The sequence below is a fragment of the Paludibacterium sp. genome, assembly GCF_019232825.1.
Taxonomy (GTDB): Bacteria; Pseudomonadota; Gammaproteobacteria; order Burkholderiales; family Chromobacteriaceae; genus Paludibacterium.
In genome coordinates this window covers 42,079-67,402 of record NZ_JAFAND010000058.1, presented here as the reverse complement: position 1 = coordinate 67,402, position 25,324 = coordinate 42,079, and the positions used below count along the sequence as shown (strand labels likewise).

The window sequence follows — 25,324 nt, the reverse complement described above, 5'->3', positions numbered from 1 at the left end:
CTGAGATAGGGGAGCCCTGATACATGGACCGGATGCTGTTTTTGGCGATGAATGGCGCCAAGCATGTCGAGTGGCAACAAGCCACCACCGCCAACAACCTCGCCAACGTCAACACCAACGGCTTCAAAGCCGAACAGGTGTCGTTTCGCGCGTTGCCGGTGATCGGCGACGGCGCGCCGACGCGGACCTACGTGGTCGACAACACCGTCGGCACCGACATGACTCAGGGCACCTTGCAGCAGACCGGCAACCAAAACGACTTCGCGCTGGGCACGCCGGGCTTCTTCGCCGTGCAAGCGCCGGACGGCACCGAGGCCTATACCCGAGCCGGCGGCTACGTCGCCGACAGCACCGGCATGCTGCGCACCCGCAGCGGCCTGCCGATCCTGGGCACCGCCGGCCCGATCGTGGCGCCGGAAGGCAACCAGATCCAGGTGATGACCGACGGCACCGTGGTGGCCATTCCGCTGGGTCAGGCCAATCCGACGGTGCAGACGATCGGCCAGATCAAGCTCGTCAACCCGGGCGATCGTGCGGTGTACAAGAGCGAGGACGGCTTGTTCCGCATGAACGGCGGCGGCACGGCGCAGCCCGACCAGAACGTCAAGCTGGTGGTGGGCGCGCAGGAGGCCAGCAACGTCAACGTGGTCGATAGCATGGTGCAGATGATCTCGCACGGACGCATGTTCGAAATGAACGTCAAGCTGATGACGACCGCCGAGCAAAATGATCAGCAGGCGACGCAGTTGCTCTCGATGAGCTGAACCGGATAAAAATCTAAAGGAACCGACGCCATGATGCGTTCGCTGTATATCGCCAAAACCGGCATGGATGCCAGCCAGTTCAAGCTGGACGTGATTTCCAACAACCTGGCCAACGTCAACACCGTGGGTTTCAAGCGTTCGGTGGCCGAGTTCGAGGATTTGTACTACCAGACGCTGCGCCAGCCGGGCGCGCAACTGCCGAACGGCTCCAACACGCCGACCGGCCTGTTGGTCGGCACCGGCGCCGCCGCGGTGTCCACGTCGCGCGATCATACGCAGGGCACGCTGGTCAGCTCGACGAGCTCGTACAGCCTGGCGATTTCCGGCGACGGTTTCTTCGACATCACCATGCCGGACGGCACCACCGCCTATACCCGCAACGGCGAGTTCCGCCGCGACAACAACGGCAATATGGTGACGCCGCAAGGTTATCAGCTCAATCCGAACATCAATATCCCGGCCACCGCGACCAGCATGACGGTGTCGACGGCCGGGGTGGTACAATATTACGTCAACGGCAGCACCACGCCGCAGACAGCCGGCCAGATCCAGACCAGCACGTTCATCAACCCGCAAGGCTTGCAGAGCCTGGGCGAGAACCTGTACTCGGAGACCGCCGCGTCGGGCGCGCCGCAAACCGGCAATCCGGGCACCGATGACCGCGGCCAGATCAAGCAGAGCTTCCTGGAAAGCTCCAACGTCAACGTGACGCAAGAGCTGGTCGACATGATTACCGCGCAGCGGTCGTTTGAAATGAACTCCAAGGCGATTACCACGGCCGACGACATGCTGCAGCGTCTGACGCAGATGTAACGCCGTGAGGCCCTAAGGGAGGGGTGATGAAAATCCATCGTTTGTGGACATTGGTTCTGCCGGTGTTCTTTGCCGGCTGCGCCATGCAGGACCCGCCGCTGGTGCAGGGTCCGATGTCCGCCCGGCCGCAGCCGCAGCCGCAGCTGCAGGCCAATAACGGTTCGATTTTCCAGACCAGCAGCTACCGCCCGTTGGTGGAGGACAGCCGCCCTGGCCTCGTGGGCGATACGCTGACCGTGACGATTCAGGAGCAGTCCACCACCTCGGCCACCGAACAGGTGACCGAAAGCCGTGCATCGAGTCTGAACGAGACGCTCGGCGCCGGGGTCAACATTCCCTTTGTTCCCAATAGTTTGAGCACGTCGGCCGCGGCGACGCAAAACGGCAAGGGCAGCAATCAGCTGGCCACATCGTTCGTGAGCTCCATTTCGGTCACGGTGATCGACGTGCTGGCCAACGGCAATCTGGTCGTCAGCGGCGAGAAGCAGGTGCGCATCAATGGCGACGTCGAGTCGATCCGGTTGTCCGGCGTGGTCAACCCGCGCGACATCGACTCCACCCGTTCGGTGTCGTCGCTCAAGGTGGCCGATGCGCGTATCGAGCAGGAGACCAAGGGCACCAACCGTCTGTACAACGACCCGGGCTGGCTGACCAAGATTTTCCTGTCCATTCTGCCATTCTGATGGGAGACCGATCATGAAAAAATGGCTTTGTCTCCTGTTGTGCGGTTTGCTGGCGGCCCCGGCGCTGGCGGACCGGCTGAAGGATCTGGCGAATATCGCCGGCGTGCGTCCTAACCAATTGACCGGCTACGGTCTGGTGGTCGGTTTGGACGGCACCGGCGACAAGAACACCTCCTCGCCGTTCATGGGGCAGTCGCTGACCAATATGCTCACCCAGCTTGGCGTGAATATCCCCGCCGGCACCAAGATCGACACGAAGAACGCCGCCGCGGTGATCGTGACCGCTTCGCTGCCGCCGTTCGCGCGCGCCGGCCAGCAGCTCGACGTGACGGTTTCGTCCATCGGCGACTCGAAGAGTTTGCGCGGCGGCACGCTGATCATGGCGCCGTTGAAGGGCGCCGACGGCCAAATTTATGCGATGGCGCAAGGCAACGTGGTCATCGGCGGCGCGGGCGCGTCGTCCGGCGGCAGCAGCGCTCAGATCAACCAGCTAAGCTCCGGCCGCATTCCCGATGGCGCCACGGTCGAGCGCGAGATTCCGTCGCAGCTCGGCACCGGCGATTTTATCCGGCTTGAGCTCGTCAACGACGATTTCACTACCGCCGAACGCGTGGTGCAGGCGATCAACCGCGGCTTCGGTCCGGAAACCGCCCGCGCGCTGGATGGCCGGACCATCCAAGTGCGCGCGCCGTTCGATACCAATGACCGGGTTCAATTCTTGGCGCGGATGGAAAATCTTGCCGTCGACCCGGCAGAAGTTTCCCCGTTGGTGATCATCAATGCGCGCACCGGCTCGATCGTCATGAATCAGGGCGTGCGGCTCGCGCCGTGCGCGGTGTCGCATGGCAACCTGTCGGTGACCGTCAGCAACACCCCGCAGGTTAGCCAGCCCAACCCGTTGGCCAATGGACGCACCACCGTGACCAATCAGGCCAATATCAGCGTCAAGACCGACAACGGCAAGGTGTTCAACGTGCCGGGCAGCGCCAATCTTAGCCAGGTGGTGAATGCGTTGAACGCGCTGGGCGCCACGCCGCAGGATCTGATTTCCATCCTGCAGGCGATGAAGGCCGCCGGCTCGCTCAAGGCGGACCTACAGATCATTTGACGAACCTGTCATATGGCAAGTGGCCCGTTACGGGCCATTTGTTTATTCTGGCATGTAACTTGCTAGATAGCGGGCGGGAGGATGCATGGGCATTTCGAACTTACCTGACAACTCGATGACGCAGTCGCTCGCGGCGGACCCGCAGGCGATGGCCAACATCTCGGCCAAGATCAACACGGACCCGAAAGCGGCCGTGCACGAGGTGGCGCAGCAGTTCGAAGCGATGTTCCTCAATAATCTGCTCAAGACCATGCGCGAAACGCATTACAGCGACGACGACCAGAGCAGCGAAATGCAGACCTATCGGGGTTTGCTCGACGAGCAGATGGTGCAGTCGATGACTTCTGGGCGCGGCCTGGGCCTGACCCAGGTGCTGGAACAGCAGATCGGCCGTCTGGCGCATGTGGATGACGGCGGGCAGGGGACAGCACCCTCGTCGGACGTCGTCGGCAGCTTGCCGCTGTCGAACCGGGCGCTCAAGGCCTATCAGGCGGCGTTGGCGCAAGCGCATGCTCAAGCACAGGCTCAAGCTCAGGCGCCGGCGCCCGCCGCGGCGAGCGGCTCGGTCGACAATGCCAGCCCGACGGCCGCCGGCGCGAGCGGTTTCGCCCGCGCGCTGCTGCCGCAGGCGACGCAGGCGGCGGCCAAACTGGGCGTGGCGCCCGAGCTGTTGGTGGCGCACGCGGCGCTGGAGAGCGGTTGGGGCAAGCGGGCGATCCGCAATGCCAACGGCAGCGATAGTCACAATCTGTTCGGCATCAAGGCCGGCAGCGATTGGCGCGGCGCGACGACCAATATTGTGACGACAGAATATGTAAACGGCGTGGCGCAGAAGAAGGTGGATTCGTTCCGTGCCTACGGATCGTACCAGGAGGCATTTGCCGATTACGCCAACGTGCTCTCCGCCTCGCCGCGCTACCGCAACGTGCTCAACCAAGGGCGCAATATTCAGGGCTATGCCCAGGGGTTGCAGGACGGCGGTTACGCCACCGATCCGCGCTATGCGCACAAGTTGGTGGATGTGATGTCGTCGTTGGCGCAGTACATGGCGTAGGTTGGCTGCGAGTCTCAAGCTCGGTCGCTTTGGGCCGATAAGATGGTTGGAGGATTACCATGGCGGATATTTTCAACATTGGTCTGACGGGTCTCAACGCCGCGAACGTTGCGTTGGCCACCGTGAGCCATAACATTGCGAATGCCAACACCTCTGGCTATACGCGCCAGACGGTGCAGCAATCCGCTTTGGTGCCGCAAGAACTCGGCTCCGATTTTATCGGCATGGGCGTTTCCGTCGACTCGGTCACCCGTCAGTACAACAAGTATTTGAGCGATCAAGTCCTGTCGGCGCAGTCGACCAGCAGCTATTACTCGTCGCAACTCAGCCAGCTCAATCAGGTCGACAATATCATCGGCAGCTCCACCGCCGGTCTGAGTCAGAGTCTGCAGAATTTCTTCACCAGCATGCAGACGATGTCGCAAAGCCCGGCATCGTCGCCAAGCCGGCAGAACGTGCTCTCCAGCGCCCAGGCGCTGGTGACGCAGTTTCAATCGATCAACAACCGTCTGACGCAGATTCAGCAGGGCACCAATACCCAGATCACCTCGACGGTCACGCAGATCAATACCCTGGCCAAGACCATCGCCAGCCTCAACCAGCAGATCTCGGCGCTGGCGCCGGCCGGCGCCAGCAATCAGCCAAACGACTTGCTCGATCAACGCGATCAGGCGATGAACGATTTGAATAAGCTCGTCGGCGCCACCTATGTACAGGAATCCAACGGCACTTACGACGTATTCATCGGCAATGGCCAGACGCTGGTGCAAGGGGTGACGACGATGCCGTTGTCGACCCAGGCCAATGCCACCAACCCGGCCAACGTCGACATCATCCAGCCGAACCCCAACGGCACAAACACGCTGATGCCGGATAATCTGTTCTCCGGCGGCTCGCTGGGGGGCTTGCTGACCTTCCGCGACAGTACGCTGCTGCAGACGCAGCAGACACTGGGCAATATCGCTATCGACTTCACCACGTCGATGAACTACCAGTCGAAGCTGGGCTTGGATCAGAACGGCAACGCCGGCACCAACATGTTCACCGATCTGACCTCGTTTGCCAGCCAGCCGCAAAACGCCGTCGCCAACATGCAGCTGTTGACCGGCGACCCGCGCGCCATCGCCGCGGCGTCGGACATGCAAGCGGGTACGATGACCTATACCGCCGGCGGCAATACCGGCATCGGCGTATCCAGCGTTTCGGCGACGCTGCCGGGGTCTTATGGCTGGACCGCGGCCACCGCCGCCGGGGCGCCGCAGATCAGCCAGAACCCGACTTTGGGCTCGAACGGGATGACGAGCATCGTCGTCACCTCCAGTGCCGCCGGCGCCATTACCGCGACGGTGAACGGCGGTCCGGGGGCCGCGGGCAGTCCTTACAACGTGGTGGTCGATCCGACGCAGCAGAACGGTTACAAGCTGGTGACCTCCGCCGGCGCCGATCTTGGCGTTGCCTTCACGCTGTCGGCGCAGATGCCCAACAGCGCGAGCTTCACCATCACGCCGAACACCGCGGCGGCCATGGGCAGCGGCGACAACAGCAACCTGCTGCAAATGCTTAATTTACAAACCAAGGCGGTGGTGGATCCGAACCGCAATGGCTCGACGACCGGGCTGCAATCGTTCTCCGATGCGTACGCCTCGGCGGTCAGCGTCGTCGGCAACAATACCAGCGCCGTCCAGTCGGCCAATTCCGCCGCTAGCACCAATTTGCAGCAAACCACGCTGGCCAAGTCGAATTTTTCCGGCGTCAACCTCGACCAGGAGGCGGCGGATTTGATTCGCTACCAGCAGGCCTATCAAGCGTCGAGCAAGGTGATCAGCGTGGCGCAAACGCTGTTCCAGCAAATCCTGCAAATGGGCTGATGGATAGAGGGATATGAATCATGCAGATTAGTAGCTACTCCAAATACGCCACTGGCACTTTCGACATGGATAACCTGCAGCAGACGATTCAGAATCTGCAGGAACAGCTCGATACCCAACAGCGGGTCAACAACCCCTCCGACGATCCGGTGGCGTCGACGCAGATCGTCCAGCTCAACCAGTCGAGCGGGCGCAATACGCAATTCATCAGCAATAGCCAAAACGTCAAGTCGCAGCTGGGGATGATCGACACGTCGATCGGCAACGCGTCCAACCTGATCGCCAGCATGAAGTCGCTGGTGGTGCAGGCCGGCAATGGCAGCATTACCGCCACGCAATTGCAGATGATGCAACAGCAGGTAAGCCAGGACGTCACCGAAATGGCCAACTATGCCAACGCCACCGATGGTCGCGGCGATTATTTGATGGGCGGCAACAAGATCGGCAATCCGCCGTTTTCCTTCAACGGCACGCAATACGTCTACAACGGCGATTCCGGCCAACGCCGGGTGCAAGTGACCGATACGCGGTCGCTGCCGGTGTCGCTCGACGGCTCGCAGGTGTTCGGCAATTCCACCGACCCGGCCGCCTTGCTCAACGCGATGCAGTCGTTCAGCACGCTGTTGGGTCAAAACCCGAAGCCCGCCAACTACCAGACGCAGCTCGACACCATCATGTCGAACCTGGACAACGCGCAGCAGCAGCTCCTGACGTCGCAGGCCTCGGTGGGCGCCGCGGAGCAGGAAAATAACAACACCTTGAGTTCCAATCAGACGCTGGGCGTGCAGTACCAGACCGCGATCGGCGATTTGCAGAATCTCGACATGCCCCAGGCGATCAGCAATTTCACCATGGCGCAGACCTCGCTGCAGTACAGCCAGCTCACCTATACCAAGGTGACTCAGCTGTCGCTGTTCAATTACATTCAGTAGCGCGCATTCGCCGTAGGCAATGCATGATCAATGGGGTTGTCGCGTGACAACCCCTAATCTTTCGCCCAATGCGGCGCGCGGTGCTCGATGAAAGCCAGGATACCCTCGCGGCCCTCGTCGCTGGTGCGGATCAATAGCGAGCTTTCCTCCATGCGCGCCATCAGCTGGCTGTCGAGGGGGCTGTGGCTGATGTCGTGAATCAACCGTTTTGTTTCGCGCATCGCCTGCGGGCCATTGAGCAGCAATTGTCGCACCAGCTGTTCCACCGTGCGGTCGAGCAGAAGGGCGGAGACATCTTGGTGCAATAAGCCCAGACGTTTGGCCTTGCCGGCATTGAAGCGTTCGCTGCCGATCATGTAACGGCGCGCGGCGCGCGGACCGATGGCGCGCACGATATAGGGCATGGCCACGCCGGTGGTGACGCCTTGGCGCACTTCGGAGAAGCCGAACAACGCATCGGTAACGCCGATGGCGAAATCGCAGCAAGCGATCAGGCCGATGCCGAAACCGAACGCGGCGCCCTGCACACGGGCGATGGTCGGTTTGCCGTAGTGGTCGAGCGTGCCGAGCAGGGCCGCGTACTCGCGCACAATGGCGCGGATACCTTCTTCGTCGGCTTCGGCCAGGCGGCGCATGGCAGCGATGTCATGCCCGGCGGAAAAGCTGATGCCGTTGCCGGTGAGGATGACCGCGCGGATCTCGGCGTCGTCCGCCAGCGTTTGCAAGTGCGCGGTCAGCAGATTGGCGCAATCGTGATCGATGGCGTTATGGCACTCCGGCCGGTTCAGGGTGAGGGTGGCGACGCCACGTTCGTCGACGCTCAACAGGATGGATTGGCTCATGATCTTGTTATCAATGCATTTTCAAGGTGGACAAAAGCCGGTAACGGCACGGCAAAAAGCCTCTGGCGCTTCCAAGTGCAATACGTGGCCGGCACCTGGCAGCAGCGCGAGCGTCGCGCCGGTGATGCGTTCGCGGAGCAGTTCGGCCTGATAGCGTGGCGTCAGGCGATCCTCCGTGCCAACGATGATGTGCGTCGGCCGCTGCAGCGTGTCGAGCCAAGTGCGCGCATCGTGTAATTTGACGCCGGCCAATAACCGTACCACGCTGGGCCAGTCGGCCAGCGAAGCGATGCGCTTGAGCTCCGGCAGCATGGCCGCCTGAGCGGCCAGAAACCGGCTGGAAAATAGCCACGGAATACTGATCTGATAACCCAGATCGAAGCCGCCGGCGTCATGCGCCGCGATCCAGCTGTCGCACATGGCGGCGTTGACGCTATCGGACCAGGTGAGCGTGGCGGCCAGCAGCAATTTCTCGATGCGCGCCTGATGGCGCCGAGCGAAGTGCTGCGCCACCATCCCGCCGTACGACAACCCAACCAGATAGCAGGTTTCAATTTCCAGCGCATCCAATACCGCCAGGGCCATGTCGGCTTGCGTTTCGAGCGGATAAAACGCTTGCGGCGGCTTACTGCTCTCGCCTTGGCCGAGAAAATCCAAGCGCAGCAGACGGTAGTGCGCCTCCAAGACCGGCAGCATGAAGGTCCAAGCCACGGTCGACATGGTGATGCCATTGAACAGCACCAGGGTTTTCTCTCCCCGGCCGCTCAATTCGTAGTAAATCGCGTGTCCGTCGACTTGATGGTGCGGCATGGCGCTCTCCTTGGCCTCCTCGGAGCAGAATAACTATAGATGGTGCAAATGTCATTTTTCTTAATAGGCAGATACCGCGTCAGCGCCGGCAGGATATGCCGCGCGGTTTGAACGGCCCTGATCGGTTTGTGCAAGTGCGCCGTCGTGGCCCCTGCTGTAATCGCTCCCGCCAAGTTTCTGGAGGGAGCGTATGCGGCGGTTCATCGACAAGGGCGTGGCCGCGCCGCTGGTGGTCAATCTGGGGCCGGCACGGTTGAGCCTGTTTGGGATGGACGGACGTTGCCGGGTGGCGCGCCGGCCCGCGCCGCTCAGAACGCTGGTCCTGTCGGGCGGCGGCGCCAAAGGCGTGGCCTATGCCGGCGCGATCGCGGCACTGGCGCGCCGGCGCGTGCTGCCGGGTATCCGGGAGGTGTGGGGGGCGTCGGCCGGCGCGGCGGTGGGCGCTTTATTGGCCTGCGGCATGTCGGCCCATGCGCTGACGGCGTTGATCGACCGCGTGGACTTGCAGGCGTTGCTGGCCGGCAAGGGCGATCCGCTCGACACGCCGGTCAGCCTGCATCGATTACCGGTTTGGCTGTTCCGTCTCTTCGGCAGCGGCAAGCCATTATACGAACTGGTCCGCCATCACAGCCGGGCCGCCTTGTTGGCGCGCCTGGACGATTGGCTCGCACGCGCCGCGTCGCGGACCGCGGGTTATTGCGTGGTCTCACGGCTACGGCAGCGGGTGGGCCGGCAGGATGAGCCGCTGACTTTTCTTCTGTTGGCCGAGGCGAGTCTCTGGGTGCCTGCGTTGAAGCGCTTTGCCTGCTCGGTATCGTTTCGGGCGCGGCGGGGCGCTTTGCCGCAGTGGCGCATCCTCGACGCCGTGAGCGCGCCGGATGTGGAAATCGCCCGCGCGGTGCAGGCCTCGTGCGCTTTGCCGTTTCTGTTTCGCCCTGTTTGGCTGGATGTACCCACCGCGCCGGGCGACTACTTCGATGGGGGCTGCACGTTGAATACGCCAAGCCCGAGCTTGCTCGCGCCGGCCGATGCGCTGACCGCGTTTCCCGATGGCGGCGAGCTGGTGTTCCTGTTTGAGCCGCCGTCAAAACGGCGCTGGCTGCAAGCATGGTTGGGGAAGTTATTCGACTGGGCGAGCGGCACCGCATCGGCGACGGCGTCGGCGTGGCTGCGTGCTCAACTGGCTCGGCCGGTGACCGGCCGGCAAGTGGTGCAGATTCCGCTACGTTTGCCGCAGGGCGATTACACGACGGCGACCACGCGCCTCACTTTGCGCCAAGAGGAGCGGGGCTGGCTCCGTGACAGCGCGCGCCTGGCGGTGGCGCGGTTCTGGCGCGGCTACCGGCGGACGCGGGAGTGGCGCGACTACGATAGCGTGTTCCAGGCTTTGTTGGCGATGCGTGACGCGGATTTTTCCCGTCTGCTTCGGCATGGTTTGGCTGGGAGGGAACACGAGGCGCTGGCGTCGGCCGCGATGTTGCGCGAGCGCGTCGCAGCGGCCTTGCGCGAGGTCTGCCAGTCGCCTGCGGGGAGCATGGGGTGGCATCATCTGGAGGCGCTATTGGTGCCGTTGGACGATGGCGATGATGCCGACCGACGGCGCTATCTCTTCGATCGCTTGCACCGGTTATCCTGCCGCGCCGCGCGGCAAACGCTCGATCTGGCGCTCTTTCGTCCGCCGGCGGCGCGCAGCCGGCTGGAGCGGGGATGGCTGGTCGATCAGGAACGCCGGGTCGTGCGCCGCCTGACATGGGAGATCGAACGGCAATGGCCTTATCCCGCGGCGCGCCGGCTCGCGCGCCTGTCGACATTGCCGGCGTTGCAACACGAACTGGAGAGCCTGTTGGGACAGCATCGCGCGGACGTTATCCGCCGCTGGCGGCACCACGATGCGGTGCGTCAAGCCGAGCGGTGGATCGAGGAGATTCGTCGTCTGCGTCAAGGGCGCGGCCATATCTGGAGCGGAGTGACGACCTTTGCGCAACAAACGGCAGGAAATGACGACATGTAACTTGGTTGTCACTTTTTAGGCATAGAGTCTGAAACCGATTTCTAATGGGTTAGGTTTTGATGAATATGTCATTAACCGCGGAAATGAAATCGGCGCTTTGCGAGGAAGTCAGCTGCGACGAGCTCGACAGCATTATCCGAGAGCGTCGCCTTTTCCCGGTCTATCAACCGATCGTCGACTTGCATAGCGGCGTCACGTTGGGGTACGAGGGGTTGATTCGCGGTCCGGCTGACAGCTTGTTGCATATGCCGGCCGATCTGTTTCGGCAGGCGGCGCACTGCGGTCGGTCGGTCCAGCTCGACCAATGCTGCCGACGCGTCACCATGGAACGTTTTGCCGAGCTGCAATTGCCGGCCCGGCTGTTCCTCAATATCAATCCCGAGTCGCTGTTGTCGCCGGATCATCGTCCGGGACGCACCTTGGCCTATCTGAAGCAGATCGGGCTCGAGCCGGAACGCATCGTCATCGAATTGACCGAAACGCTGCCATTCTCCAGCTACGATGCGCTGCGCGAGGCGGTGGACTATTACCGCCGCAGCGGTTTTCACATTGCGCTCGACGATCTGGGCGAAGGTTATTCCAACCTGCGTTTGTGGTCGGAGCTGCGGCCGGACTTCGTCAAACTCGACAAGCATTTCGTGCAGAACATCCAGCGCGATCCGTTTAAAGAGCAGTTCGTGCGCTCGATGGTCGACATGGCGCGCCAGGCCGGCACGCTGTTGATCGCCGAGGGGATCGAATCGGCCGCCGAATTGCGCCTGCTGCGCAATTTGGGCGTCAAATACGGACAGGGCTATTTGATTGCCCGGCCGGAAACCGCGCCGGACACGCCGTCGCAGCATTCGATCGGCGGTATTGTCTGGAGCGGGGAGCGCCAGCGCGCCAGCGCGCGCCAGATTGTCGCCCGCGATCTGCTGATCGAGGTGGCACCGCTCACGACGGTGGACACCAACGAAACGGCCTACCGGCTGTTTGCCGAGGATCAGGACTGCTTTGCCATTCCGGTGGTGGATGCGGGGCGCCCGGTCGGTTTGCTGCGGCGCAATCACTTTCTGGAAAGCTTTGCCCGCCCGTTCAACCGCGAGCTGTATGGCAAGAAAAGCTGTACCGTGATGATGGAAAAGCACCCGCTCATCGCGTCCGCCGATACCGATATCACTACGTTGTCTTCGCTGGTCTTGGCCGGGGGCAAGGATTATCTGGCCGATGGCTTCATCCTGACGGAGGATGGCGCTTATCTTGGCATGGGCACTTGCTACGATCTGATGCGCAAGATCACCGACATGCAGATCAGCGCCGCGCGCTATGCCAACCCGCTCACCGGCCTGCCCGGCAACGTGCCGATCAACGAGGCCATCGACCGGCTGATCGATACCAGCCAGGCATTCGTCGTGGCCTATGCCGATCTGGATCATTTCAAGCCCTTCAACGATCTGTATGGCTATGCCGCGGGCGACGAGCTGATCGAGCTGGTGGCGAACATTCTTTCCGAGGAGGTGGACGAGTCCGTCGATTTCGTCGGCCATGTCGGCGGCGACGATTTTGTGGTGCTCATGCAGTGCGCGGACTGGGAGCATCGGCTGCGCAAGGTGTTGTCCGCGTTCGACCAGGCCGTGCCCTATTATTTTTCTCCTGAGCATTTGAGCGAGCAGGGGTTTTATCTGGCCGATCGCCGCGGCGAAATGACGTTTTTCCCGCTGACGTCGTTGTCCGTGGGCGTGCTCAAGGTGTTGCCCGGGCAATTCCGCAGCCATGTGGAAATCGGCGCCGCCGCCGCCGAGGCGAAGAAGATGGCTAAAAAGCAGAGCGGCAGCAGCCTATTCATCGAACGGCGTCAGCCGGGGATGCCCTTCACCGTGGCGGATTGAGGGCCGTTCGCAAACGACCCTCGGCCGCCCGCGTCTCAGCCTTGCTCCGCTTGTGCCGTCAACGTGTGTCCGGCATGGGCGGGCAGCCGCCGCGTCGGCAATACCGACAGCAGGGAAAACAGGCCGATGATGACGAACGCCGGCCAGAAGTCGCCGCTGACGAGCGTCGCGTGACCTTGCAGCCGGCTGCTGCCCTCCAGCACCAGGCCGGCGATGGTGACCCCCAGCCCCAACGACAATTGCTGCATGACGCTGGTCAGGCTGGTCGCCTTACTGATGTCCTGATCGGTGATATCCGCATAGATGATCGTGTTGAGGCAAGTGAACTGCAGCGAGGGGAACAGCCCGCCGAACAGTACCACGGCCATCATCAGCCACAGCGGCGTGGCGGCGGTGAACAGGCCGTAGCCCGCCAGCACCAAAGCGCTCAAACAGGCATTGACCATCATCACCCGCCGGTAGCCGAAGCGCTGCAACACCGCCGCGGCAATGGTTTTCATCGTGATGGCGCCGACGGCGGAGGCGCAGGTGACCAGCCCGGCGACGAAGGCGTTGTGTCCCATACCCACCTGTAGCGATAACGGCAGCAGAAAGGGCGTGGCGCCGAGTCCCAGCCGAAAGAACGACCCGCCGAGCACACTGGCGCGCAGGGTGGGGATGCGCAAGAGGCGCAGGTCCAGCAAGGGCTCCTCGGTCCGTTCCGCATGGCGCCAATAGCCGATAAGCAGTGCCGCGCCGCCGGCGCATAACAACCCTATCCAAGGCGCGGGCACGAGGCCGGTGCCGACCAGCGCGAGCCCGAGCATCGCCAGCGCGCTGCCTATTCCCGACAGCAAGAAGCCGGGCCAATCGAGCGGCGGACAGTTTTCCTCGCGCCAGGCCTGCAGATAGCGGCTCGATAGCCACAGCCCCAGCCCGCTCAATGGCAGATTGATCAGAAAGATCCAGCGCCAGTCGAAATACGTGGTGATGAAGCCGCCGACCGGCGGGCCGATCACCGGTCCCAACAGCGCGGGAATGGTCAGGTAGCCGATGGCACGGATCAATTCCGATTTGGGTACCGTGCGGAAAATGACGATCCGTCCCACCGGCACCATCATGGCCCCGCCGATCCCCTGTAGAAACCGTGCCAGCACGAAGCCCGTCAGCGTCTGCGATACGGCGCAGCCGAGCGACCCCGCCATGAAGACCACGATCGCCGCGCTGAATACGCGGCGCGCGCCGAAGCGGTCGGCCATCCAGCCGCTGATCGGAATGAAAATGCCGAGTCCCGCGACGTAGGCCGTCAGCGCGAGCTTCAAGGTCACGGGGCTATAGCCGAGTTCGTGGGCGATCGCGGGCAACGATGTGGTAATGACGGTGGCGTCCATACTTTCCATCAGCATGGCGCAAGCGACGATCAGCGGGACGAGCATGGATGACTATGTAAGTGTTTTCTGACGGCAGGCGCACAGTCTGAGCTTGCCGTGCGGGTTTGGCAATGTGAAAACCGTGTGCAAAGTTATTTTATGCTGTTGTCAAAAATATTAAGCATGCGCTAATCTTTTTAGACACCCATCGATCAGCGAAAGGTCTTTATGCTGCAATGCGCCCGCCAGCCTCACGTCGATTCTTATTACGCCGCCACCGCCACGCCCTGGGTGACGCGGCCGCCGCTGGATGGCGATGCCCGTTTTGACGTCTGCGTGATCGGCGGCGGCCTGGCAGGGGTGTCGACCGCGCTGAATTTGGCCGAGCGCGGCTTCAAAGTGGGATTGCTGGAGGGGTCGCAGATTGGATTCGCCGCCTCGGGCCGCAACGGCGGGCAGGTGATCAGCGGCTTCGCCTGCGATATGGATACTTTGCGCCGCCAGGCGGGCGACGAGTATGCCCGGGCTTTCTGGGATATGTCGGTCGAGGCGGTGGAAATCATCGACGCGCGCGTGAAACAGCACGCGATCGACTGTGATTGGACGCGCGGCTATTGCACCGTGGCGGTCAAGCCGCGTCAGCTGCGCGCGCTCGCCGCCTGGCAGCGGGAAGCGGAGACCCGCTACGGGTATCGTCAGTACGATTTCTGGGAGCGGGACCGTCTGCGCGGCGAACTGGCCAGCGAGCGCTACGTCGGCGGCTTGTACGATCCGCTGGCGGGGCATTTGCACCCGCTGAACTACACGCTGGGTCTAGCGCGCGCAGCCGAAGCGGCCGGTGTGACGATTTTCGAGAACACGCCGGTGCAGTCCATCGTGCGTGCACCGTCTCCGCAGGCGGTTACGGCGAGCGGCACCGTCAGCTGTCAGCATCTGGTGCTGGCGTGCAACGTGTTCGGCGGTCGTTTGGCGCCGGAATTGGCGTCGCGCATCATGCCGGTGGGGACCTACGTCATCGCCACCGAGCCGTTGGGTCCGGCGCGGGCTCGCTCGCTCATCGCCAACAACATGGCCGTGTGCGACAGCAACTTCGTGCTCGACTATTATCGGCTGTCGGCGGATCAGCGCGTGCTGTTCGGCGGCAAGGTCAGCTACACCGGCCGCGAACCGCGTCAGCTGGGGCAGGCCATGCGGCAAGACATGCTGCGGGTGTTCCCGCAGCTTGCCGATGTCCGTATCGACTACGCCTGGGGCGGTTTCGTCGACATCACGATGAGCCGGGCGCCGGATTTTGGCCGACTGGACAAGTCGATCTACTATTTGCAAGGTTTCTCCGGCCATGGCGTCAACATTACCGGCATCGCCGGCAAGATGCTGGCTGAGGCCATCGCGCAGGAAAGCACGCGTCTGGAGCTGTTTTCCCGCTTGCGCCATCGGCCGTTCCCGGGGGGCACGCGGTTTGCTGCGCCGGCATTGGCGTTGGGCATGCTGTATTACCGGCTGATGGATTACTTGTAACCGCTGAAGTCTGTCGTGGCAGTATCCCTCCTATTATTGTGGTTGCGACTTTCCATGCTGTAGGGATATGACGGATAATCGACAGCAAACTTTAATGTTGGCGGAGAAACCATGAAGAACACGATCCAAGCCCAGCACACGACGCCATGGTACCGGCAGCGTTGGCCATGGCTCCTGATGTCGATTCCCTTTGCCTCGATCTGTGTGGGCAGTTATTTCGCCTACATCGCCACGCATGGCGCCGATCCGATGGTGCAAGAGCAGTATTATGCCGCGGGCCAGGCGATCAACTCGGTGATCGACGCGGGCAAGGCCGCGCAGCAAATGGGACTGTCCGGCCAACTCACTTTGCAGGGAACGAGCGTTTCGCTGACGTTGACAGCCCGCGGCGCCGAACCGCTGCCGCCCGTATTGACGCTGCAGCTCTCGCACCCGACCATCGCCACCCTGGATCAAACGCTCACGCTGGTGGCGGGCTCTCCGGGCCATTACAGCGGTGAACTCAAACCGACCAGCGCCACGCGTTGGGATCTGACGCTGACGCCGCAGGACAAGCGCTGGAGCTTGTCGGGCGAATGGAACCGCGACGAGGGCAGCCAAACCGCGTTGACACCGACGGATATGCGCGAAGCGCAAAACTGACGCAAGGCGCACGGCGCATGGGCGACATCGAGAAGGTACCGGCCTTGGTGGTTTGCCACGATTGCGACCTGGTGCAACGTCGCGGCAAGCCCTCCCGCGGAGAGCGTGCGCAGTGCGCACGCTGTGGCGCGGTGCTTCAGCGCGGTCCGGGCATGAGTCTGCAGGCGCGCGCCGCGCTGGTGCTGACAGGGCTTGTGGTGTTCGTTCTTGCCAATGTCTTCCCCTTGGTCGTCATGAGCGCGCAAGGCGCGCGGACCGCCACGACGCTCGTCGGCGCGGCGTTGGCACTCTGGCGGCAGGGCATGGCGCCCGTCGCCTTTCTGGTGATCGCCACCGCGTGGTTCGTGCCGTTGGCGGAGCTGCTGGTGCTCGGCTATCTGTTGTTTCCCCCATTGTGGCGTAGGGCGCCGCCCGGCTTCGAACGCATTTTGCGCGTCTTGCATTATTTGCATCCGTGGGGCATGGCGGAAGTCTTTCTGATGGGCGTTCTGGTGGCGCTGGTCAAGCTCGCGCATTTGGCGGACGTCGTCATCGGCCAAGGTCTGTGGGCTTTTTGCGTGTTGATTCTCTTGTTGGCGCTCAATGCCAGCCAATTCGATTCCGAGGGGTTATGGGCATGTTGCCGCGCGCTGAAAACAGCCTAGCAGGCACGACGCTCCGTCTGCTGTCCTGTCCGGTCTGTGGTCAAACGACCCGTCATGACGGCGCGAGAACGCTGGCGTGTCCGTGCTGCGGCACATCGCTGGCGGTGCGCAAGCCCGACAGCTTGAGCCGAGCCTGGGCGTGGCTCGTTGCCGCCACGCTGTGCTACATCCCGGCCAACGTGCTGCCGATCATGGAAACGCGCACGCTGTTCGGCCGGCAGGACAATACCATTCTCAGCGGCGTGGTGTACCTATGGTTGGACGGCTCCTGGCCGTTGGCGCTGGTGGTGTTCATCGCCAGCATCCTGGTGCCTTTGCTGAAAATTCTCTGTCTGAGCTTTCTGATGCTATCTGTCCATTTTCGCTGGCGCTGGGCGCCGTTGCAGCGCACGCGGCTCTATCGCCTGCTGGAAGCGGTGGGGCCGTGGTCGATGTTGGATATCTACGTGGTGGCGCTGTTGGTTGCCTTGGTGCAATGGCAGAGCTTGGCGATGATACAGGCCGGACCGGGCGCGCTGGCCTTTGCCGCCGTGGTGGTGTTGACCATGCTCTCCGCGCATGCCTTCGACCCCCGCTTGATTTGGGACGCCGCCGAGGAGGACCGTGCATGACTGAACCGCCGATGAACGATCTGCCGGATGCCCGCGTGTCGCCGCGGCGGCGTTTCCACCCCTCGCTGGTTTGGCTCGTCCCGTTGGTGGCGGCGCTCATCGGCGGATGGCTGGTGGTTTCGGCGGCGCTGTCGCGCGGGCCGGCGATCACCATTGCCTTCGATTCCGGCCAGGGGCTGGAAGCGGGCAAGACACGCATCAAATTCAAGGACGTGGACATCGGCGAGGTGACGTCGGTCACGCTCAGTCCCGACCGGCGTCATATTTTGGTCGAAGCCCGGTTGGTGCGCGAGGCCGCGCCTTATCTCGTGACCGACAGCCGGTTTTGGGTTGTCCGGCCGCGAATCAGCGGCGGCACGGTTTCCGGGTTGGATACCTTGTTGTCGGGCTCGTACATCGCCATGGACGTCGGGCACTCGACGCGATCCAGCGACACGTTCACCGGGCTTACCGAGGCGCCGATCGTCAGCGGCGACAGGCCTGGCCGGCAGTTCACCTTGGATGCGGAGGATCTGGGTTCGCTGGAGGTCGGTTCGCCCGTCTTGTTTCGGCGCGTGCCGGTTGGTCAGGTGGTCGGTTATCGCCTGACGCCGGATGGCCGCAGCGTGGCCGTCACCGTGTTCGTCAACCAGCCCTACGACCGCTATGTGACCGGCAATAGCCGCTTCTGGCATGCCAGCGGGATCGACGTCAGTCTCGACGCCACGGGTATCAAGTTGGCGACGCAATCGCTGGTGGCGGCCACCCTGGGCGGTGTCGCGTTCGACACGCCGGATATCGACGCGCAGGCGCCGGAAGCAGCGTCGGACCACTTGTTTGTGCTGGCGCGCGATCATGAGCAGGCGTTGCGTAGCGGCGAGGCGGACGTCAAACGCATTCTGGTTCGCTTCAGCGATTCGGTGCGCGGGCTGGCGGTGGGGGCGCCGGTGGATTTCCGCGGCCTGGTCATCGGCGAAGTCGCCAGCATTGCGTTGGATGCCTCCACGACCATCGGCCGCCCGCAAATGCTGGTCGGCATGCAGATCTACCCGGGCCGGCTCACCGCGGCGGCGGGCGGCCGTCCGGTCGCGCAGCGGCTGGACGACGCGCAGGTGGCGCGGGCTGTGGCCAAGGGCTTGCGCGCCCAGTTGCGCACGGCCAGCCTGCTGACGGGGCAACTGTATGTGGCGCTCGACTATTTCCCCGATGCGGCGCCCGCAGCGCTGACGCATGTCGGCGGCGTGGCGCTCCTGCCCAGCATGGCTGGCGACACGAGCGAGCTGCAACATAGTCTGACCCGCATCGCCCGCAGCATCGACCGCATGCAGCTGGACGTCTTGTCGGCCGATACGCGCCGCACGTTGCACACGCTCGATGGCGCCTTGCACCAAGCCGACGGACTGATGAGCGACGTGCGCGGCCAGGGGTTGCCGCAATTGTTGAACACGCTGCAAGCGCTGCAGCAAACACTGGATAGCGCGCGTCAATCGTTGCGCCCGGATGCGCCGCTACAGCAAGATTTGCGCGATGCCGCACGCCAAGTGGCCGCTGCGGCGCAGAGCGTCCGTCACTTGTCCGATACCCTGCAGCGCCACCCTGAGGCCTTGCTGCGAGGGAAACCTGGAGATGCGCCATGACCTTCGTGCGGGTCTTGCTGTGTTGCCTGCTGTTGTCGGCCTGCGCCTCGGCGCCGGTGGACTATTATCGCTTGCAAACGCATGGCGACGTAGCTGGCGGTCATCCCGCCGCTGGACCCGTGCTGCAGGTGGGGCCGGTGTCGCTACCGCCGTGGCTCGACCGGCCCGAGCTTGTGCGTACCGATGCCAGTGGGCGGGTGGTGCTGCTCGCGCGCGCCGAGTGGGCGGCGCCGCTGCCGCAGTTGATTGCCGCGGCGTTGGCGCAAGGCATTGGCGCGGATCTGCGCTGGGGCCAGGCGCGCGCCTGGCCGTCGACGATGCCCTATGCCGCCGATTGGCTGGTGACGCTCGACGTGCGCGACTTGACCGCCGGCGCGGACAGCTTGCGGCTCGATGCCAGTTGGCGCGTGCTGCGTGACGGCCGGGTGCTGGCCTCGGGTTCGCTGACGCGCGAGGAGCCCTTGCACGGTGGCGACGCCGCCGCGCTCGTGGCGGCGCACGATCAGGCGCTGACCGATCTGGCGGCGGCCATGGCCGCGTCTCTCAATACGATTTCACCTTGAAGCTGTTTTGTTCCTGGCGCCAATCTCTTACAATACGGGCCTATTCGATTGTAAGAAAGGCGATCCTGTCGGCGTCACGGGTCGCCTTTATTGTTGGGAGTTCAGATGGAACCGGTACGTCTTTCCAAACGCCTTGCCGAGTTGGGTGTTTGTTCGCGCCGCGAGGCCGACAGCTATATTGAGCAAGGGTGGGTCAAGGTCGATGGGGAGGTGGCCGTACTCGGGCTGAAGGTGCTGCCGCATCAGAAGATCGAGGTGGACGCGCGCGCGCGCGCCGCGCAGTCGGCACGCGTGACGATCCTGCTCAACAAGCCGGTCGGTTATGTGTCCGGCCAGGCGGAGAAGGGGTACCCGCCGGCGGTGACGCTTGTCACCGGCAGCAGCCGCTGGGTGGGCGACACTGCTCGCCAGCGCTTTACGCCCGGGCATTTGAAAGGGTTGGCGCCGGCCGGTCGGCTGGATATCGATTCGGTGGGTTTGCTGGTGCTGACTCAGGATGGGCGTATTGCCAAGCAGTTGATCGGCGAGAACTCCCAGGTGGAAAAGGAATATTTGGTGCGGGTGACCGGCCAGCTGATTCCCAATGGCCTGGCGCTGCTCAACCATGGCTTGTCGCTGGATGACGAGCCCCTGATGCCGGCGGAAGTCGGCTGGCAAAATGAAGATCAGCTGCGGTTTGTCCTGCGTCAGGGAAAGAAGCGGCAGATCCGGCGTATGTGTGAACTGGTTGGCCTGCGGGTAACGGGTTTGAAGCGGGTGCGCATCGGCAAGATCATGCTCGGCAATCTGCCGCCGGGGCAATGGCGCTATCTGCGCGACGACGAATCGTTTTGACAGGGTGGCGCGGCGGCGGGCCGCGCTCTAGCGGCCTTTTCGGATGGGCAAGCAATGCTGGGCGGGCTGATACGCAAGGTATTCCAAACCGGCGCGGTGCCAAGCGCCGACGAGGCGCAAGCGATCGACCGGGTGGTGGCGGCGACGGATGCGCGGCTCGCGCTACTGCCTGGATTTCGCAAGGCGCTGCTGCCCGGTGTGCGTATCAGCAGGGATTACGTCGCGTCGCTCGTCCGCGACTGGCCCGCGCCGATGGCGCTGTCGCTGTTGTCCTTTACGCTCGATCGCCGTATCGGTTTGTTTTTCTCTTCTCCTGCCAGTCTTCGGGCGGCGCTCGCGCGCAGCGAGTCGCTGTTGGCCTTTTTTCACACCCCCTCTCTCGGCGACGAAGCGGTGGCGCTGTTGGTGATGCAGCGCACCGATACGCAACGCTACGGGCTGGAAAGCCACAATGGCGAATTGCGCGGCGACGTGCCCCAGGTCGTGGTGAGCTTCGATCATCAGCGCGTGGTGCTGCCCGCGGCTTCCTGGGACGCGCTGCGCGCGCAGGCGGTGCTGCGCGGACAAGACATGATTGCGCATGTCATTGCCCGCCGGTTGTCGTTGCTGACCCAGGAGCGCAGCGAACTGGAGAGCGAGTTGACGCGTATACGTCTGCGGCTGGCCTCGCTGGCGCATCCCGAAGCCTTGCTCATCGACGCCATGCCCGCCGACGATCCGTTGCCGCACGATCAAGCCGGGTTGCTGGCGCGGCAGGCGGCCGCTCAGACGCGGTTGACCGAGCTCCGTGGCGTGACCGAGTTGAGCGGCCTGTTGGAATTGGTGGCGCACATGCTGACCCATCCCCAGGATTATTTCCGCCTGGAAAAGGAGACGCTATGCCTCGACCGCATGGGCGTCTTGCGGACGGGGCAGGGCGAGGATGCGGGTACAGAGATCTGTATGGAGACGCTGCATCTTTCCGCCGGCGAACCGATGCGCCAAGTGGTGCTGCCGGTGCGGATTGACCGTCGGGCCATGGATGAACTCATGCGCAGTACGATGGCGGAATAGGGTTTGTGTAAGAATATTCTGCTAATTGGGTAAGATTTAAGTGTTTCCTCGGCGGTTCGCTGTTCCGGCCCGCCGGATATCGCCATGATGACACCCCTGTCATTTTTACCGGGGAAGTCATGCTCTTGCTGGATCGGAACGAAAACCGCCTTGGCCTGGCCCCTGCGACGCGCGCGCAAATGATTGGCGCGAGCCGCGCAAGCTGGCGTTATCCAGAACAGGAGACTTGGCGCTTGCAACAGGCGCTGGCCAATGTTCACGGGCAGTCGCCGGAGCGTGTGCTGCTTGGCGCCGGCTCGACCAGCGTGCTGCTCGCCGTTCTGGCGGACCGGTTGCAGTCGGGCCGAGCCACGTTGTTCCATCCGTTGCCGGTGTATGCGCCGGTATTGGCTTTTCCCTCGCCGCTCAAGGCCTATCCGGTCGGGCCAACGGCGGACGGACGGATCGATTTGCCCCGCTTGCGCCAGCGGGTCGAGCAGCATCAAGGCGACGCGGTGGTCTATTTGAGCAATCCGGATTGTTATTCGGGCGAGGTCTTGCCGCGCGAGTCGTTGCTACATTGGATCACCCAGTCGGGACCGCGCGTCTTTTTCATCATCGACGAAGCCTATATCGAATTCATGCCCGACCACGGCCAGCGCTCGCTGATCCGTCGGCAAAGCGCGCTGCCGCGCAATCTGCTGGTGTTGCGTTCATTTTCCAAGGCCTATGGCATGGCCGGTTTGCGCGTCGGCTATGCGGTAACGCGCAATGCCCGTCTGGCGGCGCAATTGCGCGTGCCGCTGGCCACCGGGATGAATCTGCCGGGGGTCATGGCGGCGTGCGACGCGCTGGAGGATGCCGCCTGGCTGGAGCACTCGCGCTTTTTGCTTGAGGTGGCGCGTTCGGCGCTGTTGGAGGGGTTGTCCGAACTGGGGATCGCGACGCGTCACGGACCGACGAATTTTGTCCTGCACGAGGTGCCGTGCGACCTTTCGGTTTTTCGCGCACGGTTGCATGAGCAGAGCGTGCGGCTGGCATTTCCTCAAGGCGAACTGTCCAGCTGGTGTCGGGTCAGCGTCGATTGTTTTGCGTCGGTGCAGGCGTACCTGACGCTGCTGCGAAGCGTTTGCGGTTGAAGATGCCGGCATGCAATAAAAAAACGCCACATGGTTCACGTGGCGTTTTTTCTGGTGACAAAGTCTTAGCCGGCGCTTTGTTGGCGCGGCGCGCGCTTGTTGTAGCCGCTGCCGCTGCCACTGCCTGACTTGCGCGGGCCGCCGTAGCCGCTGTTGCCTTGGCCATGCTGGCGACGCTGTCCGTTGTTGCCGCCGTTGCCGTTGCGTCGCTGACCGTTACCGCTCTTTTGCGGGCGGCGGGTCGGCTCCAGGCCCTCGATGACGCCTTCGGTGATGCGGCGCTTCAGGTATTGCTCGATGCGGCGCACGCGGTGGAATTCCTTGGTTTCCGACAAGGTGATGGCAACCCCGTCGCGACCGGCGCGGCCTGTGCGGCCAATGCGGTGCACATAGTCTTCCGCTTGTTTGGGCAGGTCGTAGTTGACCACCAGGTCGATGGTCGGCACGTCGATGCCGCGCGCGGCGACGTCCGTGGCGACCAGCACCTTGATGCGGCCGCGGCGCAGATCGTTCAGCGTGCGGTTGCGCCAGTTCTGCGGCATGTCGCCATGCAGGCAGGCGGCGGAGAAGCCTTGGTCGGACAGCTTGTCGGCCAATTCCTCGGCGCCGATCTTGGTGGCGGTGAAAATCACGGCCTGATCAAAGCCGGCTTCGCGCAGCACGTGATCGAGCAGGCGATCCTTGTGGGCCGTATTGTCGGCGTAGAGCAAGTGCTCCTCGATGTTGCCGCCGCTTTCCGCGCGCGCGATTTCGACGCGGCGGGCATTGCGGGTCAATTTGGCCGCCAGCTTGCCGACCACGCCGTCGAGCGTGGCGGAGAACATCAACGTCTGACGAGACTCCGGTGTGGCGCGCACGATGGTTTCGATGTCTTCGATGAAGCCCATGTCCAGCATGCGGTCGGCTTCGTCGAGCACCAGCACTTCCAGGCGCGAGAAATCGACGCGGCCCTGGCGCATGTGGTCCATCAAGCGGCCCGGGGTGGCGACCATGATGTCGACCGGACGCGCCATGGCGCGGACTTGATAACCGAAGGAGGCGCCGCCGACCAGGCACACGGTGCGCAGCCAGCGCAGGTGCGTGCCGTATTCGGTGGCGTTCTTCTCAACTTGCTGCGCCAATTCGCGCGTCGGCGTCAGCACGAGTACGCGCGGGCCTTTGCCGGACGCGGCGGAGCGTTGGGCGAGTTTGACTAGCGACGGCAGCAGAAACGCCGCGGTCTTGCCGCTGCCGGTCTGTGCCGAGACCAACAAATCTTCGCCCGCGAGCGCCGCGGGAATGGCTTCGGCTTGAACCTGGGTGGGTTCGGTATAGCCGGCCTCGTCGAGGGCGCGGAGAATCAGGGGCGAAACGCCCAGCTCGGAAAACGTCATGATGTCCTTTCGATCCGGAGGTGTCCGGATGTCACTTGGCGGTTGTGCGGCTTCACTTGGATGTTTGAATAGCCGCGCGGCTCATCGGCACCAACCTGGCAAGCGGCGAACAACAACGGTCCTAGAGCGGGACATCTCGTGGACGAAGCCTGGAAAACGGTTAGGGACGATGAATACAGCAGAGTTCACCGCGCAGAAGCTTGAAACGAGATGCGCGGCGAAATGCAAGGAAAGGGAAGATACGCTAAATAAAACCGTCTGGCAAGTAAAACGGTAAAAATTGCTTTATAAGTGTTTGATTCTATATAGTGTGTGTCGCATTGGCGTTAAAGCCGTGCGCGATTTGCGCACGGCGGCGCCTCATTCGCGGTTGGCCAACAGCTGGCCGGCCAGCTTGCGCACCACTTCAATGCCGAAGGGTTTGTCGCAAATCGCGGATACCCCGGCGGCTTCCACCGCGGACAGCCGGCCTTGGTTGTCCTCGCTCGACACCATGATGATCGGCACCGAACTTTGCATGCTTTCCTTACGGATAAACTCGACGAGCGCGCGGCCGTCCATTTGCGGCATGTTGTAGTCGGTGAAAACCAGGTCGAACAGCTGCGCGTTAAGCATCGGCACCGCTTCCAGGCCATTGTTGGCTTCGTAAATTTTTTCAAAGCCGATCTTTTCCAGGATGGTGCGAATGTGGTGCCGCGCGGTGCTGCTGTCGTCGACCAGCAAGACCGCGAGGTCGGCGAAGTCGGCGCCGACATCGATACCGAGATCGAGCGACTCGGCATTGAGAAAATCCAGCGTGTTTTCCAATGCCATGGTGAGCTGCGCTTGGGTGAAAGGCTTGGGCAGGATGGCCATGGTGCCCGCTTGTCGGACCGGGTCGAGGTAATAAGGGTTGGTTTCGCTGGAAATCAGGATGTAGGGCAAATCCGCCCAGGCCGGCGTGTCGCGCAGCGTGTAGACCAGATCGGTGCCGGTCATGTCGGGCAAGTAGAGCGCGCTGAAGATCAGGTCGGGTAGTTTGGTGCTGAGCGCGTCGAACAGTTTGGCGCCGCTTTCATACACGGTGACCTGGTCGATGCCGCGTTCGGCCAGCGCGGCCTTGATGATTTGCGCCTGCACGTGCGACGGTTCGACCAACGCGGCAATTAAGTTCTCCACTTCCAGCATGGCCAGTTCCCTTCATCGCTTGCTTTAAAATGAATTTAGACCAGCATACTGCAAGCGCCAACCGCGATACTGATTTAAGTCAT

At 62.9% G+C, this 25,324-nt stretch carries 23 protein-coding genes; 18 read left to right on the top strand and 5 right to left on the bottom strand.

The annotated features are described in order from the left end of the window. Positions 1–23: 23 nt before the first annotated feature. The 7 genes from JOZ06_RS07500 to flgL all read left to right on the top strand — a co-directional run bounded on the left by JOZ06_RS07500 (position 24) and on the right by flgL (position 7,222). Positions 24–764, top strand: coding sequence for a flagellar basal body rod protein FlgF (locus JOZ06_RS07500; RefSeq protein ID WP_293230777.1), 741 nt, complete (start codon positions 24–26; stop codon positions 762–764). Between the two features lie 30 nt (positions 765–794). Next, positions 795–1,577, top strand: coding sequence for a flagellar basal-body rod protein FlgG (gene flgG, locus JOZ06_RS07495; RefSeq protein WP_293230774.1), 783 nt, complete (start codon positions 795–797; stop codon positions 1,575–1,577). 26 nt (positions 1,578–1,603) lie between these two features. After that, positions 1,604–2,260, top strand: coding sequence for a flagellar basal body L-ring protein FlgH (locus JOZ06_RS07490; RefSeq protein WP_293230772.1), 657 nt, complete (start codon positions 1,604–1,606; stop codon positions 2,258–2,260). A 13-nt stretch (positions 2,261–2,273) separates the two neighbouring features. Beyond that, positions 2,274–3,368, top strand: a complete 1,095-nt coding sequence (locus JOZ06_RS07485; protein ID WP_293230769.1) for a flagellar basal body P-ring protein FlgI — start codon at positions 2,274–2,276, stop codon at positions 3,366–3,368. 85 nt (positions 3,369–3,453) lie between these two features. Then, positions 3,454–4,422 carry a flagellar assembly peptidoglycan hydrolase FlgJ gene (gene flgJ, locus JOZ06_RS07480; protein ID WP_293230766.1) on the top strand — a complete coding sequence of 323 codons (969 nt, stop codon included), beginning with the start codon at positions 3,454–3,456 and terminating at the stop codon, positions 4,420–4,422. Positions 4,423–4,481: 59 nt separating this feature from the next. Further along, positions 4,482–6,290: a flagellar hook-associated protein FlgK gene (gene flgK / locus JOZ06_RS07475; RefSeq protein WP_293230763.1), complete on the top strand. Its 1,809-nt coding sequence runs from the start codon at positions 4,482–4,484 to the stop codon at positions 6,288–6,290. Positions 6,291–6,310: 20 nt separating this feature from the next. Continuing rightward, positions 6,311–7,222 (top strand): flagellar hook-associated protein FlgL, encoded by a 912-nt coding sequence (gene flgL / locus JOZ06_RS07470; RefSeq protein ID WP_293230761.1) that lies wholly within the window; start codon positions 6,311–6,313, stop codon positions 7,220–7,222. Between the two features lie 53 nt (positions 7,223–7,275). On the opposite strand, the gene JOZ06_RS07465 is transcribed toward flgL, so the two are convergent. Continuing rightward, a complete protein-coding gene (locus tag JOZ06_RS07465; RefSeq protein WP_293230760.1) occupies positions 7,276–8,064 on the bottom strand; it encodes an enoyl-CoA hydratase-related protein in 789 nt (262 codons plus the stop codon). 21 nt (positions 8,065–8,085) lie between these two features. Continuing rightward, positions 8,086–8,874: an alpha/beta hydrolase gene (locus JOZ06_RS07460; protein WP_293230757.1), complete on the bottom strand. Its 789-nt coding sequence runs from the start codon at positions 8,872–8,874 to the stop codon at positions 8,086–8,088. 190 nt (positions 8,875–9,064) lie between these two features. Here JOZ06_RS07460 and JOZ06_RS07455 point away from each other — a divergent pair, with 190 nt between their 5' ends. Both JOZ06_RS07455 and JOZ06_RS07450 read left to right on the top strand, forming a co-directional pair. Then, positions 9,065–10,885: a patatin-like phospholipase family protein gene (locus tag JOZ06_RS07455; protein ID WP_293230754.1), complete on the top strand. Its 1,821-nt coding sequence runs from the start codon at positions 9,065–9,067 to the stop codon at positions 10,883–10,885. Positions 10,886–10,944: 59 nt separating this feature from the next. After that, positions 10,945–12,753 (top strand): GGDEF domain-containing protein, encoded by a 1,809-nt coding sequence (locus JOZ06_RS07450; RefSeq protein WP_293230752.1) that lies wholly within the window; start codon positions 10,945–10,947, stop codon positions 12,751–12,753. 35 nt (positions 12,754–12,788) lie between these two features. Here JOZ06_RS07450 and JOZ06_RS07445 read toward each other — a convergent pair whose 3' ends face one another. Beyond that, positions 12,789–14,168 (bottom strand): MFS transporter, encoded by a 1,380-nt coding sequence (locus JOZ06_RS07445; protein ID WP_293230749.1) that lies wholly within the window; start codon positions 14,166–14,168, stop codon positions 12,789–12,791. Positions 14,169–14,330: 162 nt separating this feature from the next. On the opposite strand from JOZ06_RS07445, the gene JOZ06_RS07440 reads away from it, so the two are divergent. The 9 genes from JOZ06_RS07440 to JOZ06_RS07400 all read left to right on the top strand — a co-directional run bounded on the left by JOZ06_RS07440 (position 14,331) and on the right by JOZ06_RS07400 (position 22,701). Beyond that, the gene (locus JOZ06_RS07440) at positions 14,331–15,620 is read left to right on the top strand and encodes an FAD-binding oxidoreductase (protein WP_293230746.1); all 1,290 of its coding nucleotides are present in this window, start codon (positions 14,331–14,333) and stop codon (positions 15,618–15,620) included. Between the two features lie 111 nt (positions 15,621–15,731). Beyond that, on the top strand, positions 15,732–16,262 hold the full coding sequence (locus tag JOZ06_RS07435; protein WP_293230743.1) for a FixH family protein: 531 nt from the start codon (positions 15,732–15,734) through the stop codon (positions 16,260–16,262). Between the two features lie 17 nt (positions 16,263–16,279). Continuing rightward, positions 16,280–16,906 (top strand): paraquat-inducible protein A, encoded by a 627-nt coding sequence (locus tag JOZ06_RS07430; protein ID WP_293230741.1) that lies wholly within the window; start codon positions 16,280–16,282, stop codon positions 16,904–16,906. Next, positions 16,879–17,517, top strand: coding sequence for a paraquat-inducible protein A (locus tag JOZ06_RS07425; RefSeq protein WP_293230738.1), 639 nt, complete (start codon positions 16,879–16,881; stop codon positions 17,515–17,517). The genes JOZ06_RS07430 and JOZ06_RS07425 overlap by 28 nt, the downstream gene beginning before the upstream one ends. Then, positions 17,514–19,133, top strand: coding sequence for an MlaD family protein (locus JOZ06_RS07420; RefSeq protein WP_293230734.1), 1,620 nt, complete (start codon positions 17,514–17,516; stop codon positions 19,131–19,133). The genes JOZ06_RS07425 and JOZ06_RS07420 overlap by 4 nt, the downstream gene beginning before the upstream one ends. Then, positions 19,130–19,696: a membrane integrity-associated transporter subunit PqiC gene (locus JOZ06_RS07415; protein ID WP_293230731.1), complete on the top strand. Its 567-nt coding sequence runs from the start codon at positions 19,130–19,132 to the stop codon at positions 19,694–19,696. Before JOZ06_RS07420 ends, JOZ06_RS07415 begins: the two co-directional genes overlap by 4 nt. A gap of 105 nt (positions 19,697–19,801) precedes the next feature. After that, on the top strand, positions 19,802–20,530 hold the full coding sequence (locus JOZ06_RS07410) for a pseudouridine synthase (RefSeq protein ID WP_293230729.1): 729 nt from the start codon (positions 19,802–19,804) through the stop codon (positions 20,528–20,530). A 54-nt stretch (positions 20,531–20,584) separates the two neighbouring features. Continuing rightward, positions 20,585–21,583: a hypothetical protein gene (locus tag JOZ06_RS07405; RefSeq protein WP_293230725.1), complete on the top strand. Its 999-nt coding sequence runs from the start codon at positions 20,585–20,587 to the stop codon at positions 21,581–21,583. Positions 21,584–21,702: 119 nt separating this feature from the next. Beyond that, complete coding sequence (locus JOZ06_RS07400) at positions 21,703–22,701, top strand: aminotransferase class I/II-fold pyridoxal phosphate-dependent enzyme (RefSeq protein ID WP_293230723.1); 999 nt, start codon at positions 21,703–21,705, stop codon at positions 22,699–22,701. Between the two features lie 65 nt (positions 22,702–22,766). On the opposite strand, the gene JOZ06_RS07395 is transcribed toward JOZ06_RS07400, so the two are convergent. Together JOZ06_RS07395 and JOZ06_RS07390 are read right to left on the bottom strand one after the other, a co-directional pair. Continuing rightward, on the bottom strand, positions 22,767–24,074 hold the full coding sequence (locus JOZ06_RS07395) for a DEAD/DEAH box helicase (RefSeq protein ID WP_293230720.1): 1,308 nt from the start codon (positions 24,072–24,074) through the stop codon (positions 22,767–22,769). Between the two features lie 360 nt (positions 24,075–24,434). Then, on the bottom strand, positions 24,435–25,241 hold the full coding sequence (locus tag JOZ06_RS07390) for a response regulator (RefSeq protein ID WP_293230717.1): 807 nt from the start codon (positions 25,239–25,241) through the stop codon (positions 24,435–24,437). Positions 25,242–25,324: the final 83 nt, after the last annotated feature.

Bases quoted from the DNA above. Each gene is read 5' to 3' on its own strand.
- JOZ06_RS07455 (WP_293230754.1), top strand. From the start codon at position 9,065: ATGCGGCGGTTCATCGACAAGGGCGTGGCCGCGCCGCTGGTGGTCAAT.
- JOZ06_RS07405 (WP_293230725.1), top strand. From the start codon at position 20,585: ATGCTGGGCGGGCTGATACGCAAGGTATTCCAAACCGGCGCGGTGCCA.
- JOZ06_RS07465 (WP_293230760.1), bottom strand. From the start codon at position 8,064: ATGAGCCAATCCATCCTGTTGAGCGTCGACGAACGTGGCGTCGCCACC.
- JOZ06_RS07490 (WP_293230772.1), top strand. From the start codon at position 1,604: ATGAAAATCCATCGTTTGTGGACATTGGTTCTGCCGGTGTTCTTTGCC.
- flgK (WP_293230763.1), top strand. From the start codon at position 4,482: ATGGCGGATATTTTCAACATTGGTCTGACGGGTCTCAACGCCGCGAAC.
- JOZ06_RS07420 (WP_293230734.1), top strand. From the start codon at position 17,514: ATGACTGAACCGCCGATGAACGATCTGCCGGATGCCCGCGTGTCGCCG.
- JOZ06_RS07395 (WP_293230720.1), bottom strand. From the start codon at position 24,074: ATGACGTTTTCCGAGCTGGGCGTTTCGCCCCTGATTCTCCGCGCCCTC.
- JOZ06_RS07430 (WP_293230741.1), top strand. From the start codon at position 16,280: ATGGGCGACATCGAGAAGGTACCGGCCTTGGTGGTTTGCCACGATTGC.
- flgJ (WP_293230766.1), top strand. From the start codon at position 3,454: ATGGGCATTTCGAACTTACCTGACAACTCGATGACGCAGTCGCTCGCG.
- JOZ06_RS07410 (WP_293230729.1), top strand. From the start codon at position 19,802: ATGGAACCGGTACGTCTTTCCAAACGCCTTGCCGAGTTGGGTGTTTGT.
- JOZ06_RS07415 (WP_293230731.1), top strand. From the start codon at position 19,130: ATGACCTTCGTGCGGGTCTTGCTGTGTTGCCTGCTGTTGTCGGCCTGC.
- JOZ06_RS07445 (WP_293230749.1), bottom strand. From the start codon at position 14,168: ATGCTCGTCCCGCTGATCGTCGCTTGCGCCATGCTGATGGAAAGTATG.
- JOZ06_RS07435 (WP_293230743.1), top strand. From the start codon at position 15,732: ATGAAGAACACGATCCAAGCCCAGCACACGACGCCATGGTACCGGCAG.
- flgL (WP_293230761.1), top strand. From the start codon at position 6,311: ATGCAGATTAGTAGCTACTCCAAATACGCCACTGGCACTTTCGACATG.
- JOZ06_RS07400 (WP_293230723.1), top strand. From the start codon at position 21,703: ATGCTCTTGCTGGATCGGAACGAAAACCGCCTTGGCCTGGCCCCTGCG.
- JOZ06_RS07440 (WP_293230746.1), top strand. From the start codon at position 14,331: ATGCTGCAATGCGCCCGCCAGCCTCACGTCGATTCTTATTACGCCGCC.
- JOZ06_RS07485 (WP_293230769.1), top strand. From the start codon at position 2,274: ATGAAAAAATGGCTTTGTCTCCTGTTGTGCGGTTTGCTGGCGGCCCCG.
- JOZ06_RS07500 (WP_293230777.1), top strand. From the start codon at position 24: ATGGACCGGATGCTGTTTTTGGCGATGAATGGCGCCAAGCATGTCGAG.
- JOZ06_RS07460 (WP_293230757.1), bottom strand. From the start codon at position 8,874: ATGCCGCACCATCAAGTCGACGGACACGCGATTTACTACGAATTGAGC.
- JOZ06_RS07450 (WP_293230752.1), top strand. From the start codon at position 10,945: ATGAATATGTCATTAACCGCGGAAATGAAATCGGCGCTTTGCGAGGAA.
- flgG (WP_293230774.1), top strand. From the start codon at position 795: ATGATGCGTTCGCTGTATATCGCCAAAACCGGCATGGATGCCAGCCAG.
- JOZ06_RS07425 (WP_293230738.1), top strand. From the start codon at position 16,879: ATGTTGCCGCGCGCTGAAAACAGCCTAGCAGGCACGACGCTCCGTCTG.
- JOZ06_RS07390 (WP_293230717.1), bottom strand. From the start codon at position 25,241: ATGCTGGAAGTGGAGAACTTAATTGCCGCGTTGGTCGAACCGTCGCAC.